Consider the following 18,671-nt stretch of genomic DNA (forward strand, 5'->3'; position numbering starts at 1 on the left):
ACTGACATAGAAAATGCTCCTGTCATAACCAAGGATAACCGGCCTCATATTGGCTACATATTTTGGTAACCGGCAGACTTTCAGCAAATTCGTACGACGTCATCCATTCCCGCGTAGAATGAGGGCGTCTCTCGTTATAGTGTATGCGTCCGGCCTCGATTTTGCACGGTGTATCCACCGAGAACATGAACCAGTTTTCGTTCAGGCACTCCTGCCTCAATGTAAGCACACTCGCTTATGTCGTTGGATTCTCATAAAAATATAATTTACTAGTGTCGTAAGTGCTATTAAGGATATCCGGTGATCCTATGGAAAAGGCCCCGCCGGGGCCTTAGTTCGAAGTGTTGAAATAAACAAGCTCTCAGACGTGTCATCAATCCGGCTAAAAATGGTTTCTCCTGACAGACTGCTCGACCTGATCAACGAGCTCCGCGAAATGACCAGACTCTCTGATCCGGGTGATACGTTCAGTGATCACGTCACTATCCCCAAGAAATTCTGTCAGGTCTGCTAGGTTCAGCGCACGATAGCGCCCATCCACCGAACTGGTGCCAAGATACCGGAGCTGTAGTAGTAGCCGCAGAAAAGCGCCATCATCTAGGGTCTGGCGCTTTATCCATTTCTGTAAGACTTCACTTCCGCTGATATCCCGCCATGCCCAGATGTAGGCGTTTAGCAAAGCAAAACCTCCCAGCTTGTCGGTGACCTCTGGACTGTTCAGCCGGTCTGCAAGGGCCTTTCGAATTGCGTCTACATTATCGCGTTCCATCCATGCTTCCTGCTGATTGAAGGTACGATTTCCCACAATCCCGTGCTGCCAGAGCAGATGACGAACATATTCCGCGATCCAGTACCAAGCTTGGCCGTTGTTAACCTTTTCTGTCAGAAAGACCATCATATCTTCAGGGGACTCCTGTAGCATCCGTTGGATGAGCCGATCAGCTACGCTGTAGGTATCTAGGTCATGCAGCGCAAACCATTCGTTGTCAGCCCGGTAGCGTTCCAGCATGTTATCGCCGTAGTCAAAGAAGAATGCCAGAAGACCACGACACTCTGCCGGAGTTCGGGTATCAATCAGGGGGGATGTCAGTTGGGCCAGAATGTGTTCAAACCACGTCTGAGAGGATAACTGTTTACTCTGGATATACCCGAGCAGACGTTCCGCGAGTTCCTGCTGCTTTTCAGGCTGGGCGGCGCTCCCGAAGAGTTCCCCGAAAACCTCCGGTGACAGAACATTTTGGGGGGCGGAGAAGGCAAAGTAGTAGCGCCAGTATGCCTGGCTACCCAGCCGCTTACCCGCAGTCATCATGGCACTTTGCTGTGCACCTGTCACTCCGAACAAACTGAAGGGAAGGTTTGCCAGCCCGCCTGAGATCCCCGGCACCCAGCGGCCCAAGACATAAACAGAATGCGCTTCTGCAGGAAAATACTGCTTCAAGTTAGCCTTAAGGCTGTCGGCCAGGACTTTTTGTTCATCTTCACTGACATGGCCATCTCCGGCTTCCACCACGGCCCGTTCAGACAGGTATTCCTCCACCCAGTCATAGAGGCCTGAATTCGTCGTGCGGAGCAGCTGCAGGAAGCACAAATCCGGGAAATACACATAGTCCCGCATGCTTGCATAACGAAACCTCAGGGCATTGAGGACTAGCTGCACTTCCCGGGGCGTTTTCAGCGCTGCACCATAAACATCAGCAACTTTTGCCAAGTCATCCATCACGTCAGTCCCTGGCCGCTGGTCATTCACCGTAAGGTATAACTCAGCTGCCGCATCACGAAATTCCCGACGCAACACAAAGGATTCTGGGCGTGGGAGGCCGAATGAGATCTGTACAATTTTCTGTAAATACAGGCCGCCGTCTGCGACCCCAAGCCCCTGGCTGATAGCCTGTGACAACACTGATTTGTCATAACAGAGCAAGTACCGGAAGCGGGGAAAATCAGCTACCGATTTCACCAACCGGATCACCTCCACGGCCTGAGCTGGTTCGAGGCGGTCAAGATCATCCAGCAGAACAATGAAGCTCAGATCCAGCTCTGTGATTTTCTGTGCAATCTCGGCGCGCATTTCTGCCGCGGTTTTTTCTTTTTCTTTCAGCCAGCGCGACTCTGACAGGGCTTTCAGGGCGCCACTAGTGTCGGGAACACCGGGAATAACGCTGGCCATCTGAGCGAGAGGCAACAGGTTCCTGGCGGTTGCCCGGGTGTAGTCCATTACCGTCCGGGCGGTACGGTCAGCGCTTCATTCTGTTTGAGTTCCACCAGTTCCTCATCTGTAAGCCGACGTTCTTCTTCCGCAGCAATAAGGCCCGCGACCGGCAGCAGTAAAGATGCAACCAGAGGGGTATCACTGCCGTCGAGCCAGGGGGAAATATTCAGCACATAAGTTCGGTCTTCCTGCTGTTCCTCCAGCGCAATGCGCAGCAGATTGAGCAGACTAGTCTTCCCTGTTCCCCCAGGCTCCTTCGATACCGATCACTGCACTACCTTCCCGGCCTATCCCCTGAATGGCGAGTGCTAGCTGGGTGGCAATGTGTGTGAAACCATATCGGTCTTCGTCCTTATGGCAGACGGCGCGATCTGGATGTTGCCGCTTCTGTTTTTCTTCCGGTGAGAGCATCATGATCACAGAGCTCCGTATCCGTATAGGCCACGCAGGCTGTTCAGAGCGTCGAGCTCAACCAGCGCGTTCACGGAGGTGCTTTCGTGGCGGGTGCGGATTTTCAGCACCTCAATGAGTTTTTTGTAAATGCACAGAGTCAATTGGCTCAGCATGGTCTCTCCTTCAGAAAATATTCACTCTGTGAAGAAATGAATATTGAGTGTATGTGTCTGAGATGAAGTTAATCAGAAATATTTAATTCAGTTAAATAAATGATATGGTGTCATTTTCAATGATGTGAGACAACGACACTCTTCTTTGTTACACTAAGTTCCAATTTCTATGACTTTCGGATCCTCTTATCAATTCCACACATCGCCGCGACGCGTAGACACGAAAAGATAGCGGTAAGGACAAATTAGCGTATAATAGCCGAGTTATGATAGGTGGCACACGCACTTTCAATCCCGGAGGCTATCATTATGGGAATATTTAATCCGCCTCACCCTGGCGGTCTAATTACTGAATATATTGAAGATAATAATATATGTTTGCTCTGTCTAGCTAGAGAACTGGATCTATCGATAAATGTACTCAATAAAGTAGTCTCAGGTAAGATTTCCATTAATTCTGAAATAGCTTTTCGCCTAGAAGTGGGGCTGGGAATCGCAGCACCTTTGTGGTTATCAATGCAGGCCGCCCACGATAGTTGGCAGCAATAATGAAAATTGTCGCTTGAGAGAATAAAGTCTATCGATCAGTTATCGTTAAGTGCTTCAAACAGTGCCGAGTTGCACACAGGCAGACGTTGCTTTCCCTTACGGCGATAATTTAGTTTTAACAGGCAGTAAACTCGCTTATGATTCCATGTATGACACTGTCTGCATAGCACCTGAATTAGTTTATTAAGCCCATAACGAGGATGGCGCTCAACTACGATGGGACCGCCGGTTCATCACGTCCGTTATCTGGACGATAAAAATATACTAGCCCGCTCAGCGACAACGCCCTACATACCTAGCTTACACTCATCGAGCATATCTCTTTCAGATAATTGACGAGTTCACACTTTATCGCTGGTTTTAAAACTTTTTTCGATAACATCTTTTAACGCGCAACTTTCCAGACGACGGATTCTCATCCGCAAGGTTTTTTTAATATCAGTCGCTTCCATCCTGCCATAATTTTCTTTCCAGCTATAATAGCTGGCTTCAGATATGGTGGCCTCACAACACACACCTGACGGTACGTCCAACTTAAACGGAGTTGAGGGCTGCTATTATTTAGTGTTAAGTCATTCGGGTCTTACGCATGGTGCTCTCCTCCTGGGACATAATCAGTATGTTGCAAAATCTCTAAAAGTAAGTGATCCGGTTTATCGGCATGCTTACAGACATGCCTTAATGTTTATGGCTTCATTTAGCCTGGTTTCAAGCTTTGATAATTGTCAGCATAAAAATCCATTTAACTCATTCTAATAAATAAAATATCATAATGATTTATTGAGATTTTTTAATACTTAGATGCATATTGACAATAATAATCAGATGGGAAAACTGCAGGTGACGGAAAACCACACTGCACAAGGTCGCCAAAGAGGGGGAAAGCGGCCTCAGAGCACTGCGCCGCAGGTTTTAAAAGGTTCATGATATCACCCAATACAGATACTGTTTATATATACAGTATACAGGTAAAAAACGCAGTTCAAGCGGGAAAGAACAGGCTTTTGCTAAGCCCTTCGTTTTGCGAGTGAAAAAAGCTCGCACGTACCGGCAGAACCCCATAAGCCTTCAGGTGTACTGGAAATCAGCATAGTGATATGGTCAGCAGCAGGCCCGTACCCAACAAAAGGACGCGTGATGACACAGCCAGAGATTCAGGATTTACTTAACCAGCTTGAAACCCCGCAGGATGCAGCGGCGCTGAGCTGGGTGGAAAAGCAAAACCAGCGCACCATGGAGAGATTCGCCAAAGGAGAGCGTTTTCAGCAGATGCGAGGCGCCATTCTGAGAGCGCTTGACGATAAAACCAACATTCCCTGGGGTAGCCATTACCGCGAGAAGGTCTATAACTTCTGGCAGGATGATGAGCACCCACGAGGTATCTGGCGGCGCACCTCTGAAGCCTCTTATTTTACCGCTGAACCAGAATGGGAGACGGTGCTGGACATCGATCGTCTGAACCAGGACGAAGATGCTAACTGGAGCTACCATGGCGCAGAGCTGCTGCATCCTGACTACTCGCGGGCGCTGATCTTTTTATCCAGCGGTGGCGACGCCTGCGAAATTCGTGAATTCGACCTGGTGAAGAAAGCGTTTATCCGCGACGGATTTTTCCTGCCGGAAAGCAAAAGCCTGGTAAGCTGGGTGGATGAGAATACCCTTCTGCTGGCGCTGGACGCCGGTAAAGACACGCTTACCGCCTCTGGCTATCCGCGTCGCGCTCATCGCTGGAGCCGCGGCACCTCGCCTCAGGAGGCACCGCTGATTTACGCAGGCGAAGCAACGGATATGGGCGTTTCAGCCTGGCATGACGATACCCCCGGCTTTGAGCGAGATCTGGTGCACTGCAGCAAAGATTTTTACCGAGGGCAAACCTGGCTGCTAACCGGCCAGAACACGCTGACGCTTATCGAGATCCCCGAAGATGCCTCCTGCGGATTTTTTAAAGACTGGCTGCTGGTCACGCTGACCTCCGACTGGCAGACAGAAAATGACACCTGGCCGGCCGGGGCTTTACTGGCCATTGATTTTGTTGATTTTCAGCGGGGCAAACGCGATTTTATTCCGTTATTCACGCCGAATTCGCGCACCACGCTGCAGGGCTACAGCACGACCCGTGATTACCTTCTGCTTAACCTGAGTCAGGATGCCGTCGAAAAAGTCGATATTGTGAAAATTAATGACGGCCAACGTCACTGTGTGAAAACGCTGGAGCTGCCCGATTTTACCGGTGTCTCCGCCAACGGCATTGACGATGAAAGCAACCGCTATCGCCTGGTGAGCCACGGTTTTCTCCAGCCCAATAGTCTCAGCTATGGCAATCTGGACAACGATACGCTCAGCCTTGTTAAGCAAGCCCCAGCCTGCTTTGACCCTGCGGCATTTAACGTAACTCAGCATTTCGCCCTGTCTCAGGACGGCACGCGCGTCCCCTATTTCCAGGTTGCGGCAAAAGCGCTAACGCTCTCCGGCGATAACCCGACCTTACTCTATGGCTACGGCGGATTTGAGGTCTCTTTAACCCCCCATTATCTCGGTTCAAAAGGGGCAACCTGGCTGCAAAAAGGCGGCGTCTACGTCGTCGCCAATATACGCGGCGGCGGCGAATATGGTCCCGCATGGCACCAGGCTGCGCTCAAACAGCATCGGCACCGGGCCTGGGAAGATTTTACCGCCGTCGCAACCGATCTCGAGGCACGTAAAATCACCCGCCCTGCCAGGCTTGCGGCCCGAGGCGGCAGCAACGGCGGCCTGCTGATTGGCAATATGCTCACCGACTATCCAGCGCTCTTCGGTGCGCTGGTGTGCGAAGTCCCGCTTCTGGATATGCTGAACTACCATCGCTGGCTGGCGGGAGCCTCATGGATTGCCGAATATGGCGATCCGGACGTTGCCGAAGAGCGAGAGTGGCTGCTGCGCTACTCCCCGTTCGACAAAGTGACCGCAGGCGTGGATTATCCGCCAACGCTATTTACTACCGGTACCCAGGATGACCGGGTCAGCCCGGCGCATGCCCGCAAGATGGTGGCGCGTATGCAGCAGCAAGGGCACGACAATGTCTGGCTGTATGAGGAAACGGATGCCGGCCACGGTAGTGCGCCGGAAAATAGCCAGGTAGCCTCTCAACAGGCGATGGTCGAGGAGTTTCTCTGGCAGATGTTGAGCGGAGAGTAAGCATGGGCGGTGCGTAAAGGGCGCACCGCCTTTTTATTAGAAGTTCTAATCCATCAGCATATTTTTTAATTTTTATTTATCGCTTAAACGCTATGTAATCCCTCTTGAATCATTCAAAGGAGACCGAAACATGGCTGGTGAAAATAACCTTGAAATCCTGCTCAGCAATGCCGCTCCCGAGCTTAACCCGGGAAAATATGTTTTTTGCACTTTAGTCACCCCGTCTGCGGAATTAAAAGATGCCGCCGTTGTGGCCGTTCGCGAGGCGGAAGGCGTCACGCTGGTGCTTCCTCAGGATCTGGCGGATAAACACGCCGTGAGCTATGACTATGTCGCCAGCTGGATCACCCTGAAAATTCACTCATCCCTCGCCGCCGTTGGTCTCACCGCCGCGTTTTCTCGTGCACTGGCAAATGAAGGCATCAGCTGTAACGTAGTAGCGGGTTACTACCACGACCATATTTTTGTTGCCCATAAAGATACCGAATCGGCGATGGCGGTATTATCGTCTCTGGCAACGGAACTATAAGCAGGTAAAGGCAAAGAAATAAGGGGTGACTTTCGTCTCCCCTTATCGCGCTCTATCAGCTACGGATAAATTTCAGGATATCCGCATTGATGGTGTCGGCGTGCGTAGTGTGCATCCCGTGTGGGTAGCCAGGGTAAATATGCAGCGTGCTGTTAACGAGCAGTTTATCCTGCAGGATGGCGGCGTTTTTGTAAGGCACAACCTGATCGTCATCGCCCTGCAGCACCAGGACGGGAACGGTGATAGCCTTCAGATCGTCCGTCTGATCGGTTTCTGAAAACGCTTTAATGCCTTCATAGTGTGCTTTGGCGCTGCCGGCCATGCCCTGCCGCCACCAGTTACGAACGGTGCCTTCAGATACCTCCGCGCCCTGACGGTTAAAGCCATAAAATGGGCCAGAAGCCACATCGAGGTAAAATTGCGCGCGATTTGCAGCCAGCGCCTTGCGGAAGCCATCGAAAACGTCAATCGGCGTCCCGTCCGGGTTGCCTGCCGTTTTCACCATCAGCGGCGGAACGGCACTGACTAAAACGGCTTTTGCCACGCGCCCCTGAGGCTGCCCATATTTTGCCACATAGCGAGCCACCTGGCCGCCGCCGGTGGAATGCCCTACGTGTACGGCGTTTTTCAGATCAAGGTGCTCCGCTACGGCAGAGGCATCGGCCGCATAATGATCCATATCATGCCCTTCGCTGACCTGATCGGAACGGCCATGTCCGCGACGGTCAAAGGCGATAACCCGAAAACCTTGCGCCAGGAAGAACAGCATCTGGTTGTCCCAGTCATCGGCACTTAGCGGCCAACCGTGATGAAAAACAATCGGCTGGGCCTCTTTTGGCCCCCAGTCTTTATAGAAGATATTGACGTCATCTTTTGTTTTTACGAAGGTCATAAACCTCACTCCTTGTCGCTATGAATTGCTTTTACCCAATAAAGCATAGCCCACGAGCAAGGTTTTGTTTTTACACCGGGCGAAGCGGCGCGGCTTTACTTTTAGTTTATTTATTGATCAATTATCCTCCAGCCTGAAAAAAGGGGCAGGAAAGCATAGCTAAAATAAAAAATATCCAGCGTGAGTTAAGGAATAGTCCTATAATTGCAGGAAACTAAATTTTAAGATATTGGTATGAAAACATTCCATATTGCTGCGTTCCTGATTTCCAATAAAAGCAATGTCCTTAAGCAGTATTGGCGTGATGAAATCACTCCCAAATGCAAACTTACACCGCATCGACTCTTCGTTGCGCATCGCTGTCGTACCCGGCATTTTTTGCTTTGGTGGCGGCTTGCCAGCCAGATGTTTATGAAAGGCAATAAGCGGCAAAAGCGGGTGGCCAGAAAAATCAGTTGGGCATTGCAGCGCAAATACGCCTCCGAGATAGGGCTGGCGGCAAACATCGGAACAAACCCCAAATTTATACACCTGACCGGCGTAGTGATCTCAGACAAAGTTGAAATAGGTCATAATGCCGTCATCCATCAGAACATTACTATCGGTGTCCGGGACAACGACGACCACTCCGTAGCCAGGATTGGCAATAATGTCAGTATTGGTGCCGGGGTGTGTATTCTTGGTGGCGTAAACATTGGGGACAACGTAAAGATTGGCGCGACGGCCTTAGTGCTTGCCGATATACCGCAAAATTCGACATACACCTGCAGGATCACTCCCCTTATTACTGCCCATAGCCGCGCCTGATTTAATTCAGCCCCTGCCGAAAATTGGGTGGGGGTGAAGTTTGAAGACCTCTCGATGCCAGACTTTTTACCATCCTCTGTAGTAGCACGTGGATATACACCCCTGCTTTCCAGCCGGGCAATAGAGATCCGTTTGTATTTTAGACAGCGGTTTGTAAAACAAATGCTGATAATTTACATAATACTTCTGGATGTCACTGTAATCTGCTTTCTGGTGCCCCAGACAGGGATACAAGCCAAGCCAATTACCGTCCGGCATAAATTTTGTCCAGTATGAATCAATTGCATAACGCTGCTCAGCTTTAGTATCGAGTAGACTGACCGCCTCCGCCAATATCTCAATGAGCTTCGCTCTGTAATTGCGATTGACCAGATAGGCACAGGCACAAAAGGCATGGATAATTTTAAGCAATATACGATTGCATTTCAGAGGCTGGACATTAAAATAATTCCCCGCCAGCATAGCGACGTCCCAGTCACGGTTCTGCAGCATGGCGATAAACTCATTGGCCTTTGAGATATGCTCAAAATCACAATTGAATTCCATATCATCCTCTATTATAAGTATATCTCCCATGCCTCCTGCTCAGCTAGTTTTAATATTTTAAGATGAGAAAGCGTACAGCCGATATAGCCTTTAGCCGATTCAATTGCTTCAAAACGAATAATTTTACTTTCCGGGACACCCAGCCGCCTGAGCTCATTTGTAATGCTTTCCCGTCTATCCTCTCTTGATTTAAGATTGATATAGATTACTTTATCAACGCCTGATAAATTAATTTTCAACACCGCCCCTTAAAATTCACGCCATCATAAACCTGACGCTTATATTAGCCGCCACCCTGAGTTAACAATATGAAAACAACAACCTCTGTTATTATTTAGGAAACCAGACCGGGCTTTTCTCTTGTGCGGTGGCAGCGGCTGCAGGCAACAGACTGAAGGAGGGATCCCATTGACAGGCATTCAACATCTGAACCTTATGTTCATCTGATCATGGAGTTCCCCTGTAGTGGGTAAGGATGAGCAAAAAACGCATTACATCGTAATGAGCAGCAGGGACCCGTGCGGTGCCGCTGTAAAACATACTGGAATTCGCCGCCGGAATCCGTACCATACACGCCACACTTACGCATGCTGGCTGCTATCGGCCGGTGCGAACCCCTCTTTTATTGCAAGTCAGATGGGGCATGAAAACGCGCAAAGGGTGTATGACGTCTGCGCCGCATCGAGTGAACATGCTTAACGGCAAGCTGTCGCTTTGAAAAAGTTTGCCCCTTATATGCCCCTTTTGGTTTCAGAGACAGTAAATAATGCAATCGAATCAAGAAGCTACAAAGAAAGAGCAGTACAACCTGAACAAGTTGCAGAAACGCCTGCGCCGAAACGTGGGTGAAGCAATTGCCGATTACAACATGATTGAAGACGGCGACCGCATCATGGTTTGCCTTTCCGGCGGCAAAGACAGCTACACCATGCTGGAGATCCTGCGTAACCTTCAGCAAAGCGCACCGATCAGCTTCAGCCTCGTAGCGGTGAACCTCGACCAAAAACAGCCGGGCTTCCCTGAGCATGTGCTTCCCGCCTATCTGGAAGGCATCGGCGTTGAGTACAAGATTGTCGAAGAGAACACCTACGGTATCGTTAAAGAGAAGATTCCGGAAGGTAAAACAACCTGTTCCCTGTGCTCGCGCCTGCGTCGCGGCATTCTCTATCGCACAGCCACCGAGCTGGGTTGTACTAAATCGCGCTGGGCCACCACCGCGACGATATCTTGCAAACGCTGTTCCTGAACATGTTCTACGGCGGCAAGATGAAAGGGATGCCGCCGAAGCTGATGAGCGACGACGGCAAACATATCGTTATCCGTCCGCTGGCCTACTGCCGCGAGAAGGATATCGAGCGTTTTGCCATTGCCCGCGAATACCCGATTATTCCGTGTAACCTGTGCGGCTCGCAGCCAAACCTGCAGCGCCAGGTGATCGCCGACATGCTGCGCGACTGGGATAAACGCTATCCGGGCCGCATCGAAACCATGTTCAGCGCGATGCAAAACGTGGTGCCGTCGCACCTGTGCGATACCGCGCTGTTTGACTTTGCAGGCATTACCCACGGTTCAGAAGTGGTGAACGGCGGCGACCTGGCGTTCGATCGCGAAGAGATTCCGATGCAGCCGGTTGGCTGGCAGCCGGAAGAGGAAGGCGCGGATGCCTCTCTGCAGCGTCTGGATATTCTGGAAATCAAATAATCCTGCTTCCCTCTCCGTCCGGAGAGGGAAAACTTCAGTGATGCGCCGGGGGGTCGATTATCGGCCTCGGGTCCGGGTCAGTCGGCGGGTCCGGAATGGGCTGCGGCTTTGGGATCGGGTCAGGCACCGGTACGGGTTCGGTTGGAAAAGCCGGGTCGCTCATCATCAGGCTGTTGCGATACAGCATCGTCATCTCCTGGTCAGTGAATTGCCCTTTAAAGCATAGTCGACAAATGACGGACAAAAAAAAGCCGACTGTTTAAAGTCGGCATGGTATGAATCAATTGTGCTATGCAGTAATTCTAAAAAAGGAAGTAAGACAATATGGAGCGCAACGCCCATCGCTTGACGTTGCATTCACCTGCGAGAGAGAGTTTGCCTCTATGCGACGCCAGGTTTCTTGATTTTGCTCAATAACAACGCCGTTTTCGTCGGCTAATTCGGCTGGAATTACGCAATTTTACAGCCATTTACTGCGATGTAACCACCAGGCAACACCACCTATCAGAACCACCAACATAATGCAGAACAGGGCAAAGCCAAACGCCCAGCCGCCGCCGGGAATACCGCCCAGGTTAACGCCGAACAGCCCGGTTAAAAACGTACTGGGCAAAAACACCATGGCCATCAGCGACATGGTGTATGTCCGGCGATTTAAGGATTCCTGCATAACCTGGGAAATCTCATCGGTCATCACTCCCGTGCGGGCGATGCAGGCGTCGATTTCGTCGAGCCCCCTGCCCAGCCGGTCGGCAATGTCCTGCATGCGGCGGCGCTGATCGTCATTCATCCAGCTAAGCCGCTCGCTGGACAGGCGCGCGTAGACATCCCGCTGAGGAGACATATAGCGACGCATCACAATCAGCTGTTTACGCAGCAGCGCCAGCGCGCCACGGGGCGGAACCTGCTGGTCGAGCAGATTGTCTTCCAGATCGATAATTTTATCGTGCATTTGCTCGATAAATTCGCTGGCGTGATCGGTGAGCGCATCGCAGGCATCCACCAGCCAGCTGCCGCAGTCGGTCGGGCCGGTTCCTTCATTGAGATCGTTAACCACATCGTCCAGCGCCAGCACCTGCCGCCTGCGGGTCGAAACAATCAGCCTCTCGTCGATGTAAAGCCGCACGGCCACCAGCTGGTCCGGACGCTCGTCGGTGCTGCCGTTAATGCAGCGCAGGGTAATCAGCGTTCCCTCTCCGACGCGTGACACGCGCGGGCGCATACTCTCGCCGGCTAAGGCGTCTCTGACATAGTTGGGCAGCAGCGGCGTATTAGCCAGCCAGTCAGCGCTGTCAGCGTTGGTATAATTGAGATGCAGCCAGCAGGGATGCTCGCTGTCGATAATTTCGTTGCTGTCGATGGGCCTTACTCCACCTTTACCGTCCAGTTGCCAGGCAAACACCGCGTCCGGCACGTGAAGCTCGCTGCCTTTAATTACATCCACCGCACAATCCTCAGGCTGAATCAGTTCTTTCTGTCAGTCTAGCCATCTCTGATACGAAGGCAACCGCCAGAGGTTGTCAAACGCGCTGAATTTGCAGAGAAAAGAGTAAATAAACCTTAACCGCAGGCACAAAAAAACCGGGCATTTGCCCGGTTTTGACTAGCGCAGCTGGCTGTCTTTCGATCCGCGTCGATTATAGCCAGAGAAGGTTGCCCGATGGGTGTCCTCGGCTTGCTGACATCTGATGCACAATCTCACCCCCTGAATGGCGCTGCGCCGGGCTTCCGGAATGCGCTCTCCGCACGCCTCACAGTACAACAGACTTTCGCCTTTCGGCAGTTCACTGCGCGCTCTGGCAACGGCGTCGTCCACGGTGCTGTCGATTTGCTCCTGAACGGCGTCGTCATTGGCCCAACCTGATGCCATCTCGTCACCTCCGCAATCGCTATGCCTGAGATGATAATAATAACACTTTTAGCGCACAAATTTTAGCCAGCGCTAGTGTTTGATGATGTACATCGTGCGGCTGTAGGCCACGTCTTCCGGGTTATTGATTGGATAACCCTTCAACCACGGTTTGATCAGGCGGCCATTCGTGTACTGATAGATTGGCGCAATGGGCGCTTTGTCCTGAATGATTTTTTCCGCAGCATTGTAATCCGCATTGCGCGCTTTATCGGTAGTTTCCAGCGCGGCCTGGGACAGCAGCTTGTCGTATTCCGGCGAGTTGAAGCGTGAAATATTGCCGCTGTGGGTCGAGGTTAACAGCGACAGGAAGGTCGAAGGCTCATTGTAGTCGCCCACCCACGACGCACGGATCACGTCAAAATTGCCGGTATTGCGGCTATCAATGTACGTTTTCCACTCCTGGTTTTGCAGCTTCACGTCAACGCCCAGATTTTTCTTCCACATTGAAGCGACGGCAATCGCTATCTTTTGGTGGTTTTCGGAGGTGTTGTACAGCAGCGTCAGCTTCAGCGGCTTAGCCTCGCCGTAGCCTGCGGCCTGCAGCAGCATTTTCGCCTGCGCGTTCAGCTCCTGCTGGCTCATCTCTTCAAACTGCGAGGGGTCCGGCTTAAAGCCAGCGGTGACATCCGGCGTGAAGCGCCAGGCCGGTTTTTCTCCCGTTCCCAGCACTTTGTCCGTCATCAGACGGCGATCGATGGTCATGCTCAATGCCAGACGCACTCGCGGGTCCGCAGTCGGCCCCTTTTGTGTGTTGAACGCGTAGTAATAGGTACCAAGCTGCGGCGGCGTGTAGACCTGCCCCGGAATATCTTTCAGCAGCTTTTGATAGAGGTTTTTGGGGAACGACTCCGTGATGTCGATATCACCGGCCAGATAACGCTTGGTGGCCGCAGACTCCTGGTTGATCGGAATAAAGGTCACTTTGGTCAGCACCGTTTTCCCGTTATCCCAGTAATACTTATTCGGCACCGCGACCAGCTTCTCGTTAACCACGCGGTCCTGCAGCATAAAGGCGCCGTTGCCCACGAGGTTGCCGGGCCTGGTCCACTCGTTCCCTGACTTCTCAACGGTCGCTTTAGGCGTTGGATAGAAGGAGAAGTTTGCCGTCAGGCTTGGGAAGAACGGCACCGGCTTATCCAGCTGCACGCGCAGCGTTCTGGCATCCACGGCCGTCACGCCGAGCTTATCAGCAGACATTTTTCCGTCGATAATGGCCTGGGCGTTAGCGATGCCCGCAAGCGCGGCAAACCAGGCAAAGGGAGAGGTGTTTTTCGGGTCAACGAGGCGCTGCCAGCTATAAACAAAGTCCTGTGCCGTGACCGGCGAACCGTCAGACCAGCGGGCATTGTCCCGCAGCGTAAACGTCCAGACACGGTTGTCGTTGCTTTGCCATTTGGTGGCTACGCCCGGGACCAGCTCACCTTTTTCATTCTGGTTAACCAGCCCTTCAAAAAGATCGCGAATGACCTGAATTTCCGGCAGGCCAACCGCCTTAATCGGGTCGAGGCTCGCGGGCTCGTCTTTAATATGTCTGACCAACTCCTGACTGCTCGCAAGCTTTGTCCCCGCAGGAACATCCGCCGCCCAGGCGCTTTGCAGCATGGCGGCAACGGCCAACGCACAACAGCTAAAACTGAGGCTTTTTTTCATCGCTTTCCTTCCGTGTCTTTGCATTCAGGAGATTTGTGTAAGTTACTGTAGCGTAATTTATTCTTTCGATTCCAGGAAAAAGGTCACATCTGCGGATTAAGGTGAGTTTTCCCTAAAACATTGCTATTAATGATGTTACTAGCCGTCTTATTCAGTGAGAGGAATATCATGCCTGTGACCCGCCCTCGCCCCCAGCGCGGCCATCTGCCACCGGGCTGTGAACGCTACGGAAAATCGGCATTAGGCGCGCCGCTGCTCTATTTTCCGGCTACAAAAACGGTAGAACGCAGCGGGCTGATCATTGCCGGCACGCACGGCGATGAGAACGCCGCGATGGTGACGCTTTCCTGCGCCCTGAGAACGCTCGAACCGCAATTCCGGCGTCATCATGTGGTGCTGGCGGTGAACCCGGACGGCTGCCAGCTGGGCCTGCGCGCAAACGCGCACGGCGTGGATCTGAACCGTAACTTCCCGGCGGCAAACTGGAAGGCTGGTGACACGGTATACCGCTGGAACAGCAGCGCGGATAAACGTGACGTGGTGTTGTCTACCGGCCAGACGCCGGGCTCTGAGCCGGAAACCACCGCGCTGTGCCAGCTTATTCATAAGCTGCAGCCTGCCTGGATCATCTCTTTTCACGATCCGCTTGGCTGCATTGAAGATCCTCATAGCTCTGCGCTGGGACACTGGCTGGCCGAGGCTTTTGCACTCCCCCTGGTCACCAGCGTTGGCTATGAAACGCCGGGCTCATTCGGCAGCTGGTGCGCTGATTTAGGCCTGCCCTGCATCACCGCTGAGTTCCCGCCAATATCAGCTGATGAGGCCAGCGAGCGTTATCTGAGCGCAATGACGGACCTGCTGCACTGGCACAAACAAGATTAAGGGTAAAGTTTTCCCGTTGCGAAATGCAGGGCTGGCTCCACGTCCACGGCAAGCCAGGTGGGGCCGTCAAGATCGGCAAAACGCACTCTGGCCGCCAGCGGCAGGGCGGCGGCAATCGCCCGTGATGTGCAGAGCATACAGCCGAGCATAACGTCAAACCCCTGTTGGCGAGCGGCCTGAGCCAGCATCAGCGCCTCTGTCAGGCCACCGGTTTTATCAAGCTTAACGTTAATCATCTCGTAGCGCCCGACAAGCGCCGGCAGACTGCTGCGGGTATGGCAGCTTTCGTCGGCGCAAATCGGCAGCGGATGAATAAAATTGGCCAGGGCGCCATCATCGCCTGCCGGCAGCGGCTGCTCAAGCATCGCCACGTTGAGATCGGCCAGCAGCTGGCAGCGCGCGGCAAGACCGTCGCTGCGCCAGGACTCGTTGGCATCAACAATCAAGATGGCTTCCGGCACCGCTGCCCTGATGGCCACCATGCGTTCGGTTATAAGACGATCGTCAAGTTTGACCTTGAGCAGGCGAGCGCCCTTCTCCCAAAGCAAAGCCGCAGAGGCGGCCATCTGCTCCGGCGCAGCAATCGTGACTGTTTGAGCCGTCGTCACCATCTCGGGTAATTCTACTGCGTTCAGGGCCGATATCGTCGTGTGTTTAAGGCGGGCTTCCAGGTCCCAAAGTGCACTGTCAATGGCGTTGCGCGCTGCGCCGGGCGGCAGGGCCTGCTGTAGCTCAGCGCGCGTCATACCGCGCTCAAGCTGTGAAAGTACCGTGGTGATTTGAGCAAGAACCGAAGCCTCGCTTTCGCCATAGCGCGGGTATGGCGTACATTCACCAACGCCTTTTACACCCTCTTCTTCAAGCTCAACCACCACAACGACCGCTTCGCTGCGCGTTCCCCTCGCTATCACAAAGGGCGTATGGAGCGGCCAGGCCTCCTGGTAAACTTTCACTGTTCTCATCGTCAGTCTCCCCTGGGGTTATCGCCTGAGTATAGCGAGCCCACGCTTTTACGTGCACTTTCAGTTTTTTATGTTCATCACGGATTTCCTGGAATACACTGTCCCGGGCGTTAATTTTATGTAAAAGGAAGATTAAACATGTCACAAACCGTTCATTTCCAGGGCAACCCGGTCAAAGTTGCAGGTCAGCTCCCTCAGGCTGGCAGCAAGGCCGCCGCATTCTCTCTGGTCGCTAAAGATCTTTCTGACGTTGCGCTAAGCCAGTTTGCCGGCAAACGTAAAGTGCTGAATATTTTCCCAAGCATCGATACCGGCGTGTGCGCCGCATCCGTGCGTAAATTCAACCAGCTGGCTGCCGATCTGGATAACACCGTAGTGCTGTGCATCTCTGCGGACCTTCCGTTCGCTCAGTCCCGTTTCTGTGGCGCTGAAGGCCTGAACAACGTTGTCACCCTGTCCACCCTGCGTAACCCTGAGTTCCAGCAGGCATATGGCGTCAGCATTGCCGAAGGTGCGCTGAAAGGCCTGACCGCCCGTGCGGTAGTGGTTATCAATGAGAACGATGAAGTGGTGTTCAGCGAGCTGGTGAATGAAATCACCAACGAGCCGGACTACGCTGCAGCGCTGGAAGTGCTGAAAGCTTAAGCCTCAGGCCTGCATCAAAAGAAAACCCCGGGAGACCGGGGTTTTTTATTTCTACTCTTCGCTTTTTTTCTGGCTCAGGCCATATTCGCGCAGCTTGTTGGCAATCGCGGTATGGGAAACTCCCAGGCGCTTCGCCAGCTTGCGGGTACTTGGATAGCTGCGATAAAGCTGCGTTAATACTGAACGCTCAAAGCGGCTGGTAATGTCATCCAGCGATCCTTCCATCGCCTCTTCCCCTACCGCCAGGCTTGCCGAGTCGAAGTCCGGCAGCAGGATGTCCTGCGGACGCAGCTCATAGCCTTCCAGCTGGGTTAAAGCGCGGTAAATGGCGTTTTTCAACTGGCGAACGTTGCCCGGCCAGCCGTAGCGGGTCAGCACGCTGCTTAAATCGTGAGAGAGCTTAGGCCGCGGCACGCCCTGCTCGTCGGCAAATCGCGCCACGAACAGTTCGGCCAGCGGCATGATGTCCTGCGGACGATCGCGCAGCGGCGGCAGGTTCAGGGTCAGTACGTTGAGGCGATAATAGAGATCTTCGCGGAACTCGCCTTTCTGCACCAGCTCGACCAGATTTTTCTGCGTCGCGCAAATCACGCGGACATCAACATGCACCTCATGCTCTTCACCAACGCGACGGAAAGTCCCGTCGTTAAGGAAGCGCAGCAGTTTAGTTTGCATGCGCGGAGACATTTCGCCGATTTCGTCCAGCAGAACCGAACCACCGTTAGCCTGCTCGAAGAAGCCTTTTTTCCCTTCAACGGCGTTTGCATAGGCGCCGGCCGCATGGCCAAACAGCTCGCTTTCAATAACGTCATCGGGAATGGAGCCACAGTTCAGCGCCAGATAGGGTTTCTGCGCGCGCTGGCTGCTCAGGTGGCAGGCGTTCGCCAGCAAATCTTTGCCGGTGCCGGTATCGCCGACGATCAGCAATGGCGCATTAAGCTGCGCCAGCTTGCGGGCCTGCTCAACCACGTGACGCATTTTCGGGCTAACGGCAACAATCTGGTCAAAAGCGCTGAAATCGCTGCTGGAGAGGTTTTGCAGCTGGCGCCCCATGCGAACGGTAGAGCGCAGCATGACAACCGCGCCAACCAGCAGCGGCTGATTATCTTCGCCGTCGAGATGAACGGGCGTAATCTCCAGCAGGAAGTTTTGCCCGTGGATCACGACATGTTCGGTATGCGAATCGTGAGGCTCGCTCTCCAGCCAGCGGGTGAAGTTAAAACCGCTAATCAGCGTGCCAGCGTTGTGATTACGCAGCCGATCTTCACTCTGCCCGAATAGCACGCAGCTTGCCGGGTTAGCCAGCTCAACTTTGCTGCGCATATCCAGCGACAGTACCGGTTCCGGCAGCGCTTCAAGCAGCGCGCTCAAGGCCCGATGCTCACGTTCGGAAGGCATCCACGGCACTTTACGCACGTCGGTCACGTCGGGGATGCGGCGAATTTCAGCCATCAGGCTGCTGAAGGATTCAAAATCAAGGGAGGAGAAATTAAGGTAAATACGCCCAATCGGGTCAATTTCGATACCACGCAAATCAATCCCGCGCAGCACTAACAGATCGAGTAGTTCACGAGTGAGACCAAGGCGGTCCTGACAAAAGACTTCCAGACGCATGCAGGTGACCTTATTTTACGGTAAACGGCCTAT

At 52.9% G+C, this 18,671-nt stretch carries 18 protein-coding genes and 4 pseudogenes; 8 read left to right on the plus strand and 14 right to left on the minus strand.

Annotation, left to right across the window (positions count from 1 at the left end):
* Positions 1-22: 22 nt before the first annotated feature.
* From EL098_RS09100 to EL098_RS23170, 4 genes are all read right to left on the minus strand, one after another.
* Positions 23-187, minus strand: a complete 165-nt coding sequence (locus tag EL098_RS09100; RefSeq protein WP_126355929.1) for an integrase core domain-containing protein — start codon at positions 185-187, stop codon at positions 23-25.
* 195 nt (positions 188-382) lie between these two features.
* Positions 383-2,215 (minus strand): KAP family P-loop NTPase fold protein, encoded by a 1,833-nt coding sequence (locus EL098_RS09105; RefSeq protein WP_232012377.1) that lies wholly within the window; start codon positions 2,213-2,215, stop codon positions 383-385.
* Entirely contained in the window at positions 2,215-2,382 is a 168-nt protein-coding gene (locus EL098_RS23420; protein ID WP_232012379.1) for a hypothetical protein, read from the minus strand. The genes EL098_RS09105 and EL098_RS23420 overlap by 1 nt, the downstream gene beginning before the upstream one ends.
* 243 nt (positions 2,383-2,625) lie before the next feature.
* A complete protein-coding gene (locus EL098_RS23170; protein ID WP_164716807.1) occupies positions 2,626-2,775 on the minus strand; it encodes a hypothetical protein in 150 nt (49 codons plus the stop codon).
* Positions 2,776-3,084: 309 nt separating this feature from the next.
* On the opposite strand from EL098_RS23170, the gene EL098_RS09110 reads away from it, so the two are divergent.
* A complete protein-coding gene (locus tag EL098_RS09110) occupies positions 3,085-3,324 on the plus strand; it encodes a HigA family addiction module antitoxin (RefSeq protein WP_126355930.1) in 240 nt (79 codons plus the stop codon).
* Between the two features lie 38 nt (positions 3,325-3,362).
* Here the strand turns inward: EL098_RS09110 and EL098_RS23425 are convergent.
* A pseudogene (locus EL098_RS23425) lies at positions 3,363-3,839 on the minus strand (IS3 family transposase); the annotation flags it as partial.
* Positions 3,840-4,461: 622 nt separating this feature from the next.
* On the opposite strand from EL098_RS23425, the gene EL098_RS09115 reads away from it, so the two are divergent.
* Together EL098_RS09115 and EL098_RS09120 are read left to right on the plus strand one after the other, a co-directional pair.
* The gene (locus EL098_RS09115; RefSeq protein WP_126355931.1) at positions 4,462-6,498 is read left to right on the plus strand and encodes a prolyl oligopeptidase family serine peptidase; all 2,037 of its coding nucleotides are present in this window, start codon (positions 4,462-4,464) and stop codon (positions 6,496-6,498) included.
* Between the two features lie 130 nt (positions 6,499-6,628).
* Complete coding sequence (locus EL098_RS09120) at positions 6,629-7,027, plus strand: ACT domain-containing protein (protein WP_126355932.1); 399 nt, start codon at positions 6,629-6,631, stop codon at positions 7,025-7,027.
* Positions 7,028-7,082: 55 nt separating this feature from the next.
* On the opposite strand, the gene EL098_RS09125 is transcribed toward EL098_RS09120, so the two are convergent.
* Positions 7,083-7,919, minus strand: coding sequence for an alpha/beta fold hydrolase (locus EL098_RS09125; protein WP_126355933.1), 837 nt, complete (start codon positions 7,917-7,919; stop codon positions 7,083-7,085).
* A 234-nt stretch (positions 7,920-8,153) separates the two neighbouring features.
* Here EL098_RS09125 and EL098_RS09130 point away from each other — a divergent pair, with 234 nt between their 5' ends.
* Positions 8,154-8,726, plus strand: coding sequence for a serine acetyltransferase (locus EL098_RS09130; RefSeq protein WP_126355934.1), 573 nt, complete (start codon positions 8,154-8,156; stop codon positions 8,724-8,726).
* Between the two features lie 66 nt (positions 8,727-8,792).
* Here EL098_RS09130 and EL098_RS09135 read toward each other — a convergent pair whose 3' ends face one another.
* The gene (locus EL098_RS09135; protein ID WP_126355935.1) at positions 8,793-9,302 is read right to left on the minus strand and encodes a glycosyltransferase family 25 protein; all 510 of its coding nucleotides are present in this window, start codon (positions 9,300-9,302) and stop codon (positions 8,793-8,795) included.
* Positions 9,284-9,511, minus strand: a complete 228-nt coding sequence (locus EL098_RS09140; protein ID WP_126355936.1) for a glycosyltransferase family 25 protein — start codon at positions 9,509-9,511, stop codon at positions 9,284-9,286. The genes EL098_RS09135 and EL098_RS09140 overlap by 19 nt, the downstream gene beginning before the upstream one ends.
* Before the next feature lie 220 nt (positions 9,512-9,731).
* On the opposite strand from EL098_RS09140, the pseudogene EL098_RS09145 reads away from it, so the two are divergent.
* A pseudogene (locus EL098_RS09145) lies at positions 9,732-9,971 on the plus strand (tyrosine-type recombinase/integrase); the annotation flags it as partial.
* A gap of 67 nt (positions 9,972-10,038) precedes the next feature.
* Positions 10,039-10,973: pseudogene (gene ttcA, locus EL098_RS09150) on the plus strand (tRNA 2-thiocytidine(32) synthetase TtcA).
* Positions 10,974-11,040: 67 nt separating this feature from the next.
* On the opposite strand, the pseudogene ynaL reads toward ttcA, so the two are convergent.
* The 4 genes and pseudogenes from ynaL to EL098_RS09170 all read right to left on the minus strand — a co-directional run.
* A pseudogene (gene ynaL, locus EL098_RS23855) lies at positions 11,041-11,166 on the minus strand (proline-rich small protein YnaL); the annotation flags it as partial.
* A 267-nt stretch (positions 11,167-11,433) separates the two neighbouring features.
* Positions 11,434-12,417 (minus strand): zinc transporter ZntB, encoded by a 984-nt coding sequence (gene zntB, locus EL098_RS09160; RefSeq protein ID WP_126355937.1) that lies wholly within the window; start codon positions 12,415-12,417, stop codon positions 11,434-11,436.
* Between the two features lie 159 nt (positions 12,418-12,576).
* A complete protein-coding gene (locus tag EL098_RS09165; RefSeq protein WP_126355938.1) occupies positions 12,577-12,843 on the minus strand; it encodes a DksA/TraR family C4-type zinc finger protein in 267 nt (88 codons plus the stop codon).
* A 72-nt stretch (positions 12,844-12,915) separates the two neighbouring features.
* A complete protein-coding gene (locus EL098_RS09170; protein WP_126355939.1) occupies positions 12,916-14,535 on the minus strand; it encodes a peptide ABC transporter substrate-binding protein in 1,620 nt (539 codons plus the stop codon).
* Between the two features lie 168 nt (positions 14,536-14,703).
* Between EL098_RS09170 and mpaA the strand changes: the two genes are divergently transcribed.
* Entirely contained in the window at positions 14,704-15,417 is a 714-nt protein-coding gene (gene mpaA / locus EL098_RS09175; RefSeq protein ID WP_126355940.1) for a murein tripeptide amidase MpaA, read from the plus strand.
* Here mpaA and ycjG read toward each other — a convergent pair.
* A complete protein-coding gene (gene ycjG / locus EL098_RS09180) occupies positions 15,414-16,379 on the minus strand; it encodes an L-Ala-D/L-Glu epimerase (RefSeq protein ID WP_126355941.1) in 966 nt (321 codons plus the stop codon). The genes mpaA and ycjG overlap by 4 nt on opposite strands.
* A 138-nt stretch (positions 16,380-16,517) precedes the next feature.
* Here ycjG and tpx point away from each other — a divergent pair, with 138 nt between their 5' ends.
* Positions 16,518-17,024, plus strand: coding sequence for a thiol peroxidase (gene tpx, locus EL098_RS09185; RefSeq protein WP_126355943.1), 507 nt, complete (start codon positions 16,518-16,520; stop codon positions 17,022-17,024).
* A gap of 51 nt (positions 17,025-17,075) precedes the next feature.
* Here tpx and tyrR read toward each other — a convergent pair whose 3' ends face one another.
* Positions 17,076-18,638, minus strand: a complete 1,563-nt coding sequence (tyrR, locus tag EL098_RS09190) for a transcriptional regulator TyrR (protein ID WP_126355945.1) — start codon at positions 18,636-18,638, stop codon at positions 17,076-17,078.
* Positions 18,639-18,671: the final 33 nt, after the last annotated feature.

The organism is Cedecea lapagei (genome assembly GCF_900635955.1).
GTDB classification, from domain to species: Bacteria; Pseudomonadota; Gammaproteobacteria; order Enterobacterales; family Enterobacteriaceae; genus Cedecea; species Cedecea lapagei.

Excerpts from the sequence above, each read along its gene's own strand:
- EL098_RS09130 (WP_126355934.1), top strand. The coding sequence starts at position 8,154 with ATGAAAACATTCCATATTGCTGCGTTCCTGATTTCCAATAAAAGCAAT.
- tyrR (WP_126355945.1), bottom strand. The coding sequence starts at position 18,638 with ATGCGTCTGGAAGTCTTTTGTCAGGACCGCCTTGGTCTCACTCGTGAA.
- tpx (WP_126355943.1), top strand. The coding sequence starts at position 16,518 with ATGTCACAAACCGTTCATTTCCAGGGCAACCCGGTCAAAGTTGCAGGT.
- EL098_RS09105 (WP_232012377.1), bottom strand. The coding sequence starts at position 2,215 with ATGGACTACACCCGGGCAACCGCCAGGAACCTGTTGCCTCTCGCTCAG.
- EL098_RS09115 (WP_126355931.1), top strand. The coding sequence starts at position 4,462 with ATGACACAGCCAGAGATTCAGGATTTACTTAACCAGCTTGAAACCCCG.
- EL098_RS09135 (WP_126355935.1), bottom strand. The coding sequence starts at position 9,302 with ATGGGAGATATACTTATAATAGAGGATGATATGGAATTCAATTGTGAT.
- EL098_RS09165 (WP_126355938.1), bottom strand. The coding sequence starts at position 12,843 with ATGGCATCAGGTTGGGCCAATGACGACGCCGTTCAGGAGCAAATCGAC.
- EL098_RS09100 (WP_126355929.1), bottom strand. The coding sequence starts at position 187 with ATGTTCTCGGTGGATACACCGTGCAAAATCGAGGCCGGACGCATACAC.
- EL098_RS09110 (WP_126355930.1), top strand. The coding sequence starts at position 3,085 with ATGGGAATATTTAATCCGCCTCACCCTGGCGGTCTAATTACTGAATAT.
- EL098_RS09125 (WP_126355933.1), bottom strand. The coding sequence starts at position 7,919 with ATGACCTTCGTAAAAACAAAAGATGACGTCAATATCTTCTATAAAGAC.
- EL098_RS23170 (WP_164716807.1), bottom strand. The coding sequence starts at position 2,775 with ATGCTGAGCCAATTGACTCTGTGCATTTACAAAAAACTCATTGAGGTG.
- mpaA (WP_126355940.1), top strand. The coding sequence starts at position 14,704 with ATGCCTGTGACCCGCCCTCGCCCCCAGCGCGGCCATCTGCCACCGGGC.
- EL098_RS09170 (WP_126355939.1), bottom strand. The coding sequence starts at position 14,535 with ATGAAAAAAAGCCTCAGTTTTAGCTGTTGTGCGTTGGCCGTTGCCGCC.
- ycjG (WP_126355941.1), bottom strand. The coding sequence starts at position 16,379 with ATGAGAACAGTGAAAGTTTACCAGGAGGCCTGGCCGCTCCATACGCCC.
- EL098_RS09120 (WP_126355932.1), top strand. The coding sequence starts at position 6,629 with ATGGCTGGTGAAAATAACCTTGAAATCCTGCTCAGCAATGCCGCTCCC.